Annotated in this window: 12 protein-coding genes; 8 read left to right on the top strand and 4 right to left on the bottom strand. The window is 71.1% G+C overall.

Annotated features, from left to right (window positions below; all coding sequences use genetic code 11):
* Positions 1-260: 260 nt before the first annotated feature.
* Positions 261-1,502 (bottom strand): PP2C family protein-serine/threonine phosphatase, encoded by a 1,242-nt coding sequence (locus ACFCZF_RS36625; protein WP_376675324.1) that lies wholly within the window; start codon positions 1,500-1,502, stop codon positions 261-263.
* A gap of 67 nt (positions 1,503-1,569) precedes the next feature.
* Here ACFCZF_RS36625 and ACFCZF_RS36620 point away from each other — a divergent pair, with 67 nt between their 5' ends.
* The 4 genes from ACFCZF_RS36620 (at position 1,570) to ACFCZF_RS36605 (ending at position 4,685) form a co-directional block, all read left to right on the top strand.
* Positions 1,570-2,049 carry a hypothetical protein gene (locus tag ACFCZF_RS36620; protein WP_376675323.1) on the top strand — a complete coding sequence of 160 codons (480 nt, stop codon included), beginning with the start codon at positions 1,570-1,572 and terminating at the stop codon, positions 2,047-2,049.
* A gap of 120 nt (positions 2,050-2,169) precedes the next feature.
* Positions 2,170-3,108, top strand: a complete 939-nt coding sequence (locus ACFCZF_RS36615) for a hypothetical protein (RefSeq protein ID WP_376675322.1) — start codon at positions 2,170-2,172, stop codon at positions 3,106-3,108.
* A 100-nt stretch (positions 3,109-3,208) separates the two neighbouring features.
* Positions 3,209-3,562 (top strand): ADP-ribosylation/crystallin J1, encoded by a 354-nt coding sequence (locus tag ACFCZF_RS36610; RefSeq protein WP_376675321.1) that lies wholly within the window; start codon positions 3,209-3,211, stop codon positions 3,560-3,562.
* A 100-nt stretch (positions 3,563-3,662) separates the two neighbouring features.
* On the top strand, positions 3,663-4,685 hold the full coding sequence (locus ACFCZF_RS36605; RefSeq protein WP_376675320.1) for an endonuclease/exonuclease/phosphatase family protein: 1,023 nt from the start codon (positions 3,663-3,665) through the stop codon (positions 4,683-4,685).
* Positions 4,686-4,727: 42 nt separating this feature from the next.
* On the opposite strand, the gene ACFCZF_RS36600 is transcribed toward ACFCZF_RS36605, so the two are convergent.
* Positions 4,728-6,818: a PhoX family phosphatase gene (locus tag ACFCZF_RS36600; protein WP_376675319.1), complete on the bottom strand. Its 2,091-nt coding sequence runs from the start codon at positions 6,816-6,818 to the stop codon at positions 4,728-4,730.
* A gap of 265 nt (positions 6,819-7,083) precedes the next feature.
* On the opposite strand from ACFCZF_RS36600, the gene ACFCZF_RS36595 reads away from it, so the two are divergent.
* The 4 genes from ACFCZF_RS36595 (at position 7,084) to ACFCZF_RS36580 (ending at position 11,708) form a co-directional block, all read left to right on the top strand.
* Complete coding sequence (locus tag ACFCZF_RS36595; protein WP_376675318.1) at positions 7,084-8,469, top strand: VWA domain-containing protein; 1,386 nt, start codon at positions 7,084-7,086, stop codon at positions 8,467-8,469.
* A 110-nt stretch (positions 8,470-8,579) separates the two neighbouring features.
* Positions 8,580-10,196 carry a methionine--tRNA ligase gene (metG, locus tag ACFCZF_RS36590; protein WP_376675317.1) on the top strand — a complete coding sequence of 539 codons (1,617 nt, stop codon included), beginning with the start codon at positions 8,580-8,582 and terminating at the stop codon, positions 10,194-10,196.
* 101 nt (positions 10,197-10,297) lie between these two features.
* Positions 10,298-10,663, top strand: coding sequence for a PH domain-containing protein (locus ACFCZF_RS36585; protein WP_345631588.1), 366 nt, complete (start codon positions 10,298-10,300; stop codon positions 10,661-10,663).
* Positions 10,664-10,766: 103 nt separating this feature from the next.
* Positions 10,767-11,708 (top strand): hypothetical protein, encoded by a 942-nt coding sequence (locus tag ACFCZF_RS36580; protein ID WP_376675316.1) that lies wholly within the window; start codon positions 10,767-10,769, stop codon positions 11,706-11,708.
* Between the two features lie 61 nt (positions 11,709-11,769).
* On the opposite strand, the gene ACFCZF_RS36575 is transcribed toward ACFCZF_RS36580, so the two are convergent.
* Together ACFCZF_RS36575 and ACFCZF_RS36570 are read right to left on the bottom strand one after the other, a co-directional pair.
* A complete protein-coding gene (locus ACFCZF_RS36575; RefSeq protein ID WP_376675315.1) occupies positions 11,770-11,982 on the bottom strand; it encodes a DUF397 domain-containing protein in 213 nt (70 codons plus the stop codon).
* Positions 11,979-12,854: a helix-turn-helix domain-containing protein gene (locus ACFCZF_RS36570; protein WP_376675314.1), complete on the bottom strand. Its 876-nt coding sequence runs from the start codon at positions 12,852-12,854 to the stop codon at positions 11,979-11,981. Before ACFCZF_RS36570 ends, ACFCZF_RS36575 begins: the two co-directional genes overlap by 4 nt.
* Between the last annotated feature and the right edge of the window lie 306 nt (positions 12,855-13,160).

Here is a 13,160-nt window from a genome sequence, read left to right as displayed (position 1 = left end):
CGCTCCTTCACCCCCGCAAGATCATCGCGTCCAACAGCCACGGTCCTCGCAACTCCCACAGATCGCGGGTGTTGCGAGGACCGTTAGAACCCAAGTCCGCGACGGGGGGCCCACCTCCGCGACGGCGCCCCACCTCCACGACAGGACCCCACCTCCCCGGCGCCGCCCCACCTCCACGACAGGACCCCACCTCCCCGGCGCCGCCCCACCTCCACGACAGGACCCCACCTCCCCGGCGCCGCCCCACCGCCGGACAGGTGCTACGGCCACTGCGGCAGCTGCCCCGTCCGCCGTACCGCGAAGACAGTGGTGTCGTCGGCCAGCCGCCCCCGGCAGTGCCGCAGCGTGCCGTCCCGGACGAGCGCCACCAGCTTCGGCGGCGCCGCGTTCGACAGGTCGGCGCTGACCGCGCGGGTGACGTTCTCGGCGTGCCGGTAGAAGCATCCCTGGGCATCCCGGGCCTCGGTCACCCCGTCGGTGACCACGAGAAGCGTCTCGTCCGCGGCGAGGGCCAGCCGGCGCACCGACACCGACGGGCCGGACGTCAGGTCGCCCATGCCCAGCGGCAGCCCGCCGGCCTCCGCCAGGGGCCGCACGCCCTCGGGACCGGCCACCAGCGGGGGTTCGTGGCCGAAGAAGACGGCGTCCACGGCGTCGGGCAGGTCCTCCGAGAAACCGATCAGAACGGCGGTGGCGAACCGGTCGCCGTCGGACCCGCCGAGGGCCGCGGTGTGCGCCCGGTGGCGCCGCATGCGGGTCTCCAGGCGCTCGGCGACCGTCGCGAGGTCCGGCTCGTGGTAGGCGGCCTCGCGGAAGGTGCCGAGCAGCGCGGCGGCCGTGTCCACCGCGCCCAGGCCCTTGCCCTGCACGTCGCCGACGAGGACGCGGGTGCCGTGCGGGCCGGGCTGGATGTCGTAGAAGTCGCCGCCGACGCGGGCCTCGGTGTCCGAGGAGAGATAGACGGCGGCGTGGTCGAGGCCGCCGAAGCCCACCGGGAGCGGGCGCAGCACGGTGCGGCGGGTGGTCTCGGCGATGTCCCGCATGTGCAGCATGCGCTGCTCGCCGCCGACCCGGAGCCCGGCGGCCACCACGGAGATCGCTCCCCCGAGGGCGACGAGGATCAGGCCGGGCAGCCCGGTCTCCTCCCGGTGCTGCCAGACGCTGTCGGCGAGCACGTAGACGACGACGGCGACCACCGCGTACGCGGCCGTGGACCGCACCCCGCAGATCGCGGCGGCGACGCCGGGCACGAGCACGGTCCAGGAGATGATCTCGAACGCGCCGGTCGTGATGTCGGCCGCCGCGATACCGACGAGCAGCAGCAACGGGAACAGCCAGGCCACACTGTGCCCGCGGACGCTGAGCAGTTCGTGCCGGGACACGGCGTCGCCCCGGCCGGCGGCCTGGACGAGTCGGCCGAGCAGCCGCCACCGGCCGCGCACCGGCCTGCGGTCGCGACTGAACACGGGGCCCAGCGAAACACGTGCCCCCGCGGCCCGCATCCTGACTTGCCGGTCGGGCCGCCCCGGTGTGCCCTGGTAGACGGGGGCGAGTCGAGAGGAGTGCGCCATGGCTCACGCGGTACCGGCACGCGGAACATCCACCGGAACGGCCTCCGGGACGTCCACCGGGACGGGCACGCGCGGCCGTACGCCGACGCCCGATGTCTTCGGCGAACGGGCCCACAAGGTGGCGAAGTGGGCGGTGCCCGTCACGATCGGGCTGGTCTACGGCTACTGGGCCGCGTCCATCAACCGCCACGGCGGCCCCATCACCGGCTGGAACCTGCTGTTCGGCTTCATGACCGTGCTCGCGTTCGTCGTGCTCTTCGCCGTGGTCCGGGCAGTGGCCCGGCGGCTCCCGCGCGAGGGCCACGCGGTCCTGTGGGGCGCGTTCGCGGGCAGCGCGCTGGGGTTCCTGTACTCGCAGAGCGGCGTGGCCATGTTCACCTGCGTCGTCGTGTCCCTGCTGCTCGCGGCGGCGGTGTTCGCCGCGCTGTTCTACCGCTACTACACGCACGAGGACGCGAAGGGGCAGCAGGTCACCTGATCACCTGACGGACCGCGTATGTAGGCGTAGGTGGGCGTACGTAGGCGTATTCGGGCCGTATGTAGGCCATATGCAGTCATGCCGGTCGCCCGTGCCGCTCCCGGGGCCTTGCCTGGAAGGGTGTCCCCACGCCACCGGAACGCCCTGTCGGCCGTCCTGATCGCCCTCGCCTGCCTGCTCGCGCCGTGCGGCACGCTGGCGGGCTGGGCGGTGTACGGACCGGGCGACACCGGGCGGTACGTCGCCGCCATGTCGCCGCTCGCCGACGATCCGGACGTACGGGACGCGGTCGCCGACGCGGTGGACGACACGGTGGGCGACGGGGTCGTGGACCAGGTCGCGGCCGGCCCCGTGAGCGGCACCGTGCGGCTCTTCGTGCAGGACGCGGCACGGTCCTTCACCCGTACCGGCGCCTTCCGCGAGGGCTGGGACGCGGCCAACCGCACCGTCCACGACGCCGTACTGCGCGCCCTGCGGGACGAACGGGCACACGGACGCGCGGTCACCGTCGACCTGGCCCCCGTCACCGCCCGCGTCAAGGACCGGCTCACCGACGACAACGTGCCGTTCGCGCGGCGCATCCCGGTCCGGCACACCGCGGTCACCGTGCTCCCGGCCCACGAGGTGGACCGGCTCAGGAAGGGCTACCACGTGCTCGACGTCGCCGCCTTGTGGCTGCCGCTCGCGGCCGTCGTCTTCGCCGTCACCGGTATCGCCATCGCCGCCTGCCGCCGGCGCGCGGTCACGGCCGCCGGGATCGGCACCGCCCTCGGCGGGGCGCTGCTCGCCCTCGCCGTCGTGGTCGGCCGCCGGTTCACCGTCGCCGAACTCCCCGGCGCGGTGGACGGCGCGGTGGACGGGCCGGCCGCGGGCGCCGTCTACGACGCCCTCACCGACACCCTGCGCACGGCCTCCTGGCTCCTGGTCGCCCTCGGGCTCACGGTCGCCCTGGCCTCCTGGCTCAAGGGCCGGTACGGACATCTGCTGCGCCGCCGCCGGGCACCCGCGGGGACGGCCGCCGACCCGGCACCGCCCCGGCGGCCGCGGGCCCGGCTCTGAACCGCCCGGTCGGGAACCCGTCACCGGCTGAGTCCGCAGGCGCCCGGCGGCGGGTAATACCTTGGCCGGGCTTCCGACCTGGCGGCTAGGGTCACCGACCATGTCCAAGACGACGACCCTGTGGCGCCCCACCGGCCCCGAGGAGCTGGCGCTGGTCAAGGCCTCCGGCTGGACCGCCTGGCCGCCCCGCCTGCCCGAGCAGCCGATCTTCTACCCGGTCCTGAACGAGGACTACGCCGTCCGCATCGCCCGCGACTGGAACGTCCCCGCGTCCGGCTCGGGCTACGTCACGCGCTTCGAGGTCGACGCCGGGTTCCTGGAGCGCTACCCCGTACGTCAGGCCGGCGGCGAGACGATCCTGGAGCTGTGGGTCCCGGCGGAGGAGCTGGCGGAGTTCAACCGGCACATCGTGGGCCGCATCGAGGTGGTCCGGGAGTTCCACGCGGAGGCGTAGGGCGCCCGGTACGCAACTTTCGGCTCCCGGCTCCCGTCTTAGACGGAGGATTCGGGCATCGCACAGGCAGACACCGCACCCGCGAGCGAAAGGCCGGCACTTGAACACGGACACCGACACGGCGACCGGTGAGTGGACGGACTCGCGCGAGCGGCCGGCGGCCCGCCGCGCCGGACGGCGGTTCGGGGCCTGGTGCGCGGGACTGCTGTTCGCCGGGGTGAGCGTGGTCGTCGGCTGCCGCGTCGCCGACAGCGACGGCGTCACGCCCGTCCCGCAGCTGCTGGCCTTCCTGCCCTGGCTGCTCGTGCCGACGGGCGCCGGGCTGCTGCTGACGCTGCTCGCCCGGTGGTGGACCGGCGCGGTGTGGGGGGTGGCGCTGCTCGGGCTACTGGCGTGGTTCATCGAGCCGTACGGCAAGACGGGCGACCCCGTCGGGCTGCCGGTCGCCGAGCTGAGCGTGCTGACCTCGAACGTGGAGTTCGGACAGGGCACCGGCGAGCTGATCTCCGCCGTGCGGCGCGAGAAGCCGGACATCGTGTTCGTACAGGAGTGCGAGTACACGTGTGACGCGGCGCTGCGACGCGACCTCGCCGCCGACTACCCCCACCGGCAGGCCGTCGAGGGCGGCGGCTCCGAGGGGTCCGTGATCCTGAGTGCGTTCCCGCTCAAGGCCACCCCCGGCGTCCCCGGCACCATGGGCATGCCCGGCGCCGTCGCCGACGTGCGCGGCAACCCCGTACGGCTCCAGCTCGCCCACCCGATGCCGCCGCTGCCGGACCAGGTCGGCCTGTGGCGCGAGGAGCTGGGCGCACTGCGCGACGTCGCCGCCGAGAGCACCGAGGGAAACGGGACCCCCACCATCCTCGCCGGCGACTTCAACGCCTCCCAGGACCACGCCGCCTTCCGCCGCATCCTCGACACGGGGCTGCGCGACGCGGCCCGGCTGGCCGGGGCCGACCGGACGGCCACCTGGCCTGCCCGGACCGCCCCGGCGTTCGGCGTGCAGATCGACCACGTCCTGGTGTCGGAGGACTTCACCGCGCACCGCGCCCGGTTCCTGGACCTGGCCGACACCGACCACCGCGCACTGGTCGTCGACCTCACGCTGCACAGGGCCGGCTGACACCCGGCCCCGGACGACGCGGCGGGCGCTCAGAAAGGGCGCTCAGACGCCGATGTCGCGGCCGTCCGCGCGCCACACGGCGACGACCGCCGGACGCACGAACGTCCCGGGCCCGTCGGGCCAGGTGCTGGCCGGCTCCTCCACGGAGGCGCCGTCGATCTCGCCCGGGTGCTGCACGGCGACCAGCACGCGCCGGTCCTGGATGAGCGGGCCGCAGGTCTCCGCGCCGTTCGGCACGGTCAGGAACTGCTTCAGCTCACCGCGCCGGTCGCCCTTGGTCGCGACGCCGAAGAGGCCGTCGTGGGTGCCGAGCGCGTTGCCGTCGGTGGACAGCCACAGATTGCCGTGGTCGTCGAAGGCGACGTTGTCGGGGCAGGAGATCGGGCTGACCCGGTCCTTCGGGAAGCCCGCGAAGTAGGTCGCCGGGTCCTCCGGGTCACCGGCGACGAGGAAGAGCGACCAGGCGAAGGCGGTGGCGTCGGCCCGGTTCCAGCGCTCGGTCAGCTCCAGGACGTGCCCGTGCTTGTTGCCGCCCCGCGGGTTGGCCTCGTCGGGACCGGCGTAACCGGCCTTGCCGCGGTTGGAGTTGTTGGTGAGCGCGACGTACACCTTGCCGGTCGTCGGCGAGGGCTCGATGTCCTCGGGCCGGTCCATCTTGGTCGCGCCGACCTTGTCACCCGCGAGCCGCGTGAACACGCACACTTCCTCGGCGCTCATGCCGTCGACGTGCGAGACCGCGCCGTCCTCGGTGGCGGTGACCAGCGGGATCCAGCGGCCGCTGCCGTCGAACTCGCCGTCGGACGGCAGCTTGCCGGTGCCGTCGATCTCGATCGCCGGGGAGTCTCCACTGAGCTTGGCGACGTAGAGGGTGCCCTCGTCGAGCAGCGACAGGTTGTGCTCACGCGCCCAGCGGGAGCTCCCGTGCCGCATCCGCTTGCTGCCGACGAACTTGTAGAAGTAGTCGAACCGCTCGTCGTCGCCGGTGTAGACGACCGGGCGCCCGTCGTGCGTCAGCCGCACGGTCGCCGCCTCGTGCTTGAAGCGGCCGAGCAGGGTGTGCTTGCGCGGGGTGGACTCCGGGTCGTACGGGTCCAGTTCGACGACGTACCCGAAGCGGTGCACCTCGTTCGGCTCCCGGGCGACGTCGAAGCGCTTGTCGAACCGCTCCCACTTGCGCTCGGTGGCGCCGGTGCCGATCCCGTACCGCTTGTCCGTCGCGCGGCTGCTGTTGGCGAAGTACTGGTTGAAGTTCTCCTCGCCGTGCAGCGTCGTGCCCCACGGGGTGGTGCCGCCGGAGCAGTTGTTGAGGGTGCCGAGCACCTTGCGGCCGGACCGGTCGGTGGAGGTCTTCACCAGGTCGGAGCCGGCGGCCGGGCCGGTAAGCCGGAACTCGGTCGTCGCGGTGACGCGCCGGTTCAGACGGTGCCGCGTGACGGGCGTCAGCTTCCCGCTCCGGCGCTCCTCCTCCACCACCACGGCGGACAGCCCGTGCGCGGCCCAGGCGATCTCGACCTGCTCGCGGGTCGGGTTGTCGGGGTCGTAGCCGCGGAACATGAGCACCTCGTCGGTGTACTCGTGGTTGGCGACGAGGACCTGCCGACCGTGCTCACCGCGCAGCGGCAGCAACGCGAGGAAGTCGTTGTTGTACCCGAACTGCCCCGCCTGCGCCTCGGCGGTCTGCTTCTCCGGATCGAAGGCGGGCGCCCCGCGCAGAATGGGTTCACCCCAACGGATCACGACGTCCTGCCGGTAACCCTCCGGGACGGTGACGGCGTCGTCGGTGTTGGGCGCGACGGGCGTGAACCGCAGCCCACGCGCACCCCGCGATTTCGACGGTTTCCCATGCCCCGTCCCATGTCCCCTCCCGGCCACCGGCGCGGCCTGCGCCGACGGCGCCCCGGCCACGCCCACGGCCCCGGCGCCCGCCGCGGCGACGGTGACGACGGCCGCGGCACGCATCATGGAACGGCGGCTGAGCGCACCGGCGATCACGTCGCCGACGTACTCGTTGGAGCTGGTGTTGGGCACCTCGTGGAAGCAGGCGTCACCACACCGGAAACGGCAGGTCATGGCGGACCGGCCGCCGGGATGCGAACCGGACGGCGTTCCGATCAACGGCAGCAGCTTGCGCACTGTGTTCTCCCCTGAGAAGCCCTTGGATGCCCTTGGTATCAGCGCGACCGTAGGTGCACATACGTGCGGGAGACGGGCGCCGCGGTGAACGGCGGGTGAACCCGCGGAAGCGGTAAGGGAATTACCGCGGCGGCTCGATCCCACCTTGACGCGCCCGGGGTTTCATGGCAGACCCTGCACAAGATCACAATTCAGGGCCGCTAACCTTACGTGTCCGTCCTGGCCAGGGATTGACGGGCATCAACTCACGCGAAGGGTTGCGCACATGGGCATTCTCACCTCTCTGCGGAACGTGTTCGGCCGGTCACGCAAAGAACGGGCCGCCCAGGCGGAGGGTGTGACGCAGGAGACGGCACCGCCGGCCACCGCGCCGGAGCCGAAGCTCCCGTCCCAGCCCACCGCACCCCCGGAGCCGGCCAAGGCTCCGGAGCAGACGGAGGCCCCGGAGCAGACGGAGGCCCCCGCCCCCGCCCCCACTCCCGCCCCCAAGGCGACGGCCCAGGTCCCCGAGCCCCGCACGGCGCCCTCGACCACGTCCGACGAACACGAACTCGTCAAGGCCGCCTTCACCAACATCACGGTCCCGAAACCGACGGAGGCCCCGGACACGGAGCCGGAGTCGGAGCCGGAGTCGGAGCTGGAGCCGGAGGCGAAGGCAAAGGCAAAGGCGAAGCCGGAGCCGGAGCCGGAGCCGGAAGCAGAGCCCGAGGCGTCCCCGACGCCGCAGGCGAAGCCGGAGCCCGAGGCGGCCCCCACGCCGCAGGCGAAGCCCGAGGCGGCGGCCCCGGAACCGACCCCCGAGCCCGAGGCGGAGCCGGAACCGACCCCCGAACCGGAGACGGACCCAGAACCCGCAGCCGCCGACGTCGAGGAAGCCCCACAGGGGCCACCCGCACCCGACAACGAAAGCAGCACGGGCGGTGCGGGTGGGAACACAGGGGCCGAAGGCGAAGCCGAGGCCGACCCGACCCCCCAGCCGGAGGCGAAGCCGGCAACCCCCGCCACCCGCCTCCGCACCCGCGCCCCCGGCCTGGCCACCGCCTACAAGGCCGCCGGCACCACCCTCAAGAAGCACGACCTCACCGGCACCCGCGCCAAGGTCCACCTGGTCCTCGACCGCTCCGCCTCCATGCGCCCGTACTACAAGGACGGCTCCGCCCAGGCCCTCGCCGAGCAGACCCTCGCGCTCGCCGCCCACCTGGACCCCGAGGCCACGGTCCACGTCACGTTCTTCTCCACGGAAGTGGACGGCACCGGCGACCTCACCCTCACCGACCACGAGAACAAGATCGACGAGCTGCACGGAGCCCTCGGCCGCATGGGCCGCACCAGCTACCACGCCGCCGTCGAGGCCGTCCTCGCCCACCACGCCGAGGAAGCGGCCCCCGGCACCCCCGCCCTGGTGGTCTTCCAGACCGACGGCGCCCCCGACGCAAAGACCCCGGCCACCCAGTCCCTCACCAAGGCGGCGGCCGACCACCCGAACGTCCACTTCTCCTTCGTCGCCTTCGGTGACCCGGAGAACAAGGCCTTCGACTACCTCCGCAAGCTCAAGACGGGCAACGCGTCCCACTTCCTCGCCGGCGAGACCCCCAAGGAACTCACCGACAAGGAGCTCTACGAGGGCGTACTGGCCACCTGGCGCCCGTAGGTCACCAGGCACCGGAGCCGCCCGACGGGGGGCGGACAGGGGAGACCGCCCCTGTCCGCCCCCCGAAACGCGTGTGAGTCGATCTCCATCCGACCAGTAGGATTTCGACCATGGCGGCCACTGGAAACGAGAAGCAGGGGGCGAAGGCGTTCTACGTCTCGACCCCCATTTACTACGTCAACGACGCTCCTCACCTGGGCCACGCCTATACGACCGTCGCAGGCGACGTGCTCACCCGCTGGCACCGCCAGCGCGGCGAGAAGGTGTGGTACCTCACCGGCACGGACGAGCACGGTCAGAAGATCATGCGCACGGCCGAGGCGAACGGGGTCACCCCGCAGGCCTGGGCCGACAAGCTCGTCACCGAGGCCTGGAAGCCCCTGTGGGAGCACCTCGACATCGCGAACGACGACTTCATCCGCACCACGCAGAAGCGGCACACCGACCGCGTCCAGGAGTTCGTGCAGGACCTGTACGACAAGGACGAGATCTACAAGGGCGGCTACGAGGGCCCGTACTGCGTGGGCTGCGAGGAGTACAAGCTCCCCGGCGAGCTGCTCGACGGCGAGGGCGAGTACGCGGGCCAGAAGCTGTGCCCGATCCACAAGAAGCCGGTGGAGATCCTCAGCGAGGAGAACTACTTCTTCAAGCTGAGCGAGTACAGCGAGAAGCTGCTCGCCCACTACGAGGCCAACCCGGGCTTCATCCAGCCCGAGTCCGCGCGCAACGAGGTCGTGAACTTCGTCCGCCAGGGCCTCCAGGACCTCTCCATCTCCCGCTCGACCTTCGACTGGGGCGTGCCGGTCCCCTGGGACGACAAGCACGTCATCTACGTGTGGATCGACGCCCTGCTGAACTACGCCACGGCGGTCGGCTACAACGAGAACCCGGAGAAGTTCGAGTCGACGTTCCCCGCCGACGTGCACCTGGTCGGCAAGGACATCCTCCGCTTCCACGCGATCATCTGGCCGGCGATGCTGATGGCGCAGGGCCTGCCGCTGCCCGGAAAGATCGCGGCCAACGGCTGGCTGATGGTCGGCGGCGAGAAGATGTCGAAATCCAACCTGACCGGCATCAAGCCGCAGGACCTGACCTCGCACTTCGGCGTGGACGCGTACCGCTGGTACTTCCTGCGCGCGATCGCGTTCGGCCAGGACGGCAGCTTCTCCTGGGAGGACTTCTCCGCCCGCTACACCAGCGAGCTGGCCAACGACTACGGCAACCTCGCCTCCCGCGTCGCGGCCATGGTCGGCAAGTACTTCGGCGGCGCACTGCCGGAGGCGACGGCGGACGGCGAGGCCGAGAAGGCGATCCACGACGGCCTGACCAGGGCCGTCACGGAGGCCGACCGGAAGATCGGCGAGGAGCTGGACTTCCAGGGCGGCATCCTGGCCGTCTTCGACTTCGTGAAGCAGGTCAACGGCTACATCACCGAGCAGGAGCCCTGGAAGGTCGCCAAGGACACGTCCGACGAGGGCAAGGCCCGCCTGGCGACGATCCTCTACACGGCCGCGGAGTCCCTCCGCGCGGTGGCGGTCCTCCTGAACCCGATCATGCCGGACACCTCCCAGAAGCTCTGGGACTCGCTCGGCGCCGAGGCCTCCCTCGGCGGTCTCCCGGACCAGAAGGTCCAGGCGGCGGGCGACTGGGGCCGGCTGCCCGCCGGTGCCACGGTCACCAAGGGCGCGGTCCTCTTCCCCCGTCTCGAGGAGAAGCCGACCGCGTAACGCGCTCGCTACAGCGCGGGGCCCGGGAGGGGCAGACCTTCTCCCGGGCCCCGCGCTTTGCGAGGATCGGACGAGCAGCCAGCTCACGTGGGGGGACATCCATGGCACTCTTCGGCAACGCACACAGCATCGACCCGGCCCAGGCGCAGCAGGAGTACGCGCGTCTGCTCGGCCACGGCGAGCAGATCCACGCCGCGTACCTGCTGATCCGCGACACCATCCTGTTCACCGACCGGCGGCTGATCCTGGTCGACAAGCAGGGCATCACCGGCAAGAAGACCGAGTACCACTCGATCCCGTACCGCAGCATCACGCACTTCGCGGTCGAGACGGCCGGCACCTTCGACCTCGACGCCGAACTGAAGATCTGGCTCTCGGGCTCCCCGGCCCCCATCCAGAAGACCTTCACCAAGGGCGTCGACATCTACGAGGTCCAGGCGATCCTGACCCAGTTCGTGGCCCGCTGACGCGAGCACGGGGCCGGAGCGAACGTTCCTCCCCTCCCCGAACGGGTGAATGTATCGGCATATGCCAGGCGATGCCTGCCATGAGCGCGCTTGATTAGCGCTCATGGTCACATCGACACACGAGGCCTCCCACCGGCTCTTCCAAGAGCATCCGGAGGCCCTCGCGCCCGTCTTCGAGGCATTGGGACTCCCGCCGCCCTCGAAGGAGAACTTCGACGAGCTCTCCCCCGACGCCACCGAGATCCGACCGTTGGAGCGCCGCGTGGACACGGTGCTCAGGTTCGCGCCCGACATGGGGGAGCACTTCCTGCTCGCCGTCGAGTCTCAGACGAAGAAGGACCCCGACAAGGCGAGGAGCTGGTCGTACTACGTCGCGTACCTGTGCGCGAAGTACGACCTGCCGGTCGTACTGGTGGCGGTGTGCCGGGACCGTGCCACGGCGAAGTGGGCCATGGGCCCCTTCGAATGCGCCGTGGCCTCCTGGCCGACTCAGACCACCCGGCCGATCGTCCTGGGACCCCAGACCGTCCCGGAGGTGACCGACGAAGCGACGGTGGCCCGGCGCCCTGCCCTGGCCGTGCTCTCTGCCATCGTTCACAGCGAGAGCCGCCGCGCGCCCGCCATACTGGAAGCCGTCGTGCGCGGGCTGCTCTCGTTCGAGCCGGACGTCACAAAGTACTGGTTCGAGATGGTGGAAGTCGGTCTCGAATCCACGCCTACCAGGAAGCATTGGAGAACGCTGATGCAGGACGTCATCACCCACTTCCCGGGACACAGGACGCTGTTCGAGGAGAAGTACCTAGAGGGAATGGCTGACGGGAAAGCCGAGGGGAAAGCCGAAGGCGAGGCCCGTGGCGAGGCCAAGGGCGTGCTGCGGGTGCTGGAGGTACGGGGCCTGGTGATCACCGATGCCGTCCGCGAGCGCATCGCCGCGTGCACCGACCTCACCCTCCTGAACGATTGGCTCGACCGCGCCGGCACGGTGGAGCGGGCGGAGGACCTGTTCACTCCGGGCACCGGCGCGACGGAACCCACCAAGAACTGAGCCGTACAACAAAGCCCCGCACCAGGTGACGACCAGGGTGCGGGGGACGTCGGTCGAGGCGTCAGCTCCCGGACGCGTACGCCACGAAGTCCGTCCACGCCTCCGGCGCGAGGGCGAGGCGGGGACTGACCTCCCGGTGCTTGGAGTCGCGGACGTGGACGGTGCCGGGGGTGGTGGCCACCTCGACGCACGAGTCTCCGTCGGGGCCGTCGCTGTAACTGCTCTTGAACCACGTCAGTTCGGAGGCATCCCCGGCGGTGGGCTTGCGGATCATGTTTCTCCCAGCAGTTGCTCGATGAACGCCAGAGACTCCTCCGGTGGAAGAGCCTGGGCCCGGATGGTGCCATACCGCAGTTCAAGGATGCGAAGCTGCCTCGGATCGTGCGTCGGGCGGCCGTTGAACGCCCCGTCTGAGCGTCCCACCGCCGTGCCGTCCTCGAACTTCAGCACTTCGATCCTGCCGCTCATGCCGGGATGTGGTCCGCTGTCCATAGGCATCACCTGGAGGGTGACGCTGTTCATCCGCCCCACCTCCAGCGCACGTTCGAACTGCTGTTGCCGCACCATTGTGCCCCCGACCCTGCGACGTAGCGTGGCCTCTTCCAGGACGAAGCTCAGCGCGGGCGCGGGACACCGGTCGTAGATGGCTCGGCGAGCCATACGGGCGGCCACCCGGCGCTCCAAGTCCTCCGGGGAGTAGGCCGGCTGCCACGACTCCAGCAGGGCACGTGCGTGCTCGGGAGTCTGCAACAGCCCAGGGATGCTGCTGCACACGTAGATCCCGATCTCGACCGCCTTGGCCTCCATCTGCGCAAGATCCCGCACCTTCTTCGGATACCGGACCTTCGCCACGTCCTCCTTCATGGCAGCGAGCAGCCCACCGGCCTCCAGCACCTCGTCGGCCATCTCCAGGTACTCCGGACGGGGAATCCGCTTCCCGCCCTCGATCTTGTAGACGAGATCCTCGCCGTACCCCACCGCCGTGCCGAACTCCCCGGCCCGCATCCCCACGGCCTCTCGGCGCAGCTTCAACTGCCGCCCCACGGTGGCGACCACCGCCACGCCCCACTCGTCGTCCGGGTCCACCTCCCACCCGGGCTCGTCAGCCTCGGTCCTGAGCTGCCGAACCTCACCGTCCACCGACATGCGCGCGCCCCTCCGTCGTACCGCCTCGTACCAGCCACGCCCTACCCGTACGCACCCCCCGGACAAGCCCGGACACCACCGGACAACCGCCGGAACGCGACGGGGCGGGCTCCGGTCGCACCTGCGCCCCCTATGAACCACTCACTGGGAGGAAAGCACCCCACCAAGCCCCACCCCTCCCTCCCGCCGGGCGCAGTCACTCCCGCGAGTGAATATGCCAACTTGGCTGGATTCGGGGCCGGTTGTCTGCCCTACGCTCAGCGGCGACACGACCACCAGACACAGGTCGGCCCCCGCCGGGAGTGG

The organism is Streptomyces sp. NPDC056296, from assembly GCF_042268605.1.
GTDB lineage: Bacteria > Actinomycetota > Actinomycetes > Streptomycetales > Streptomycetaceae > Streptomyces.
The sequence above is the reverse complement of the archived record's forward strand: the minus strand, read 5'-3'. Positions and strand labels throughout refer to the sequence as shown.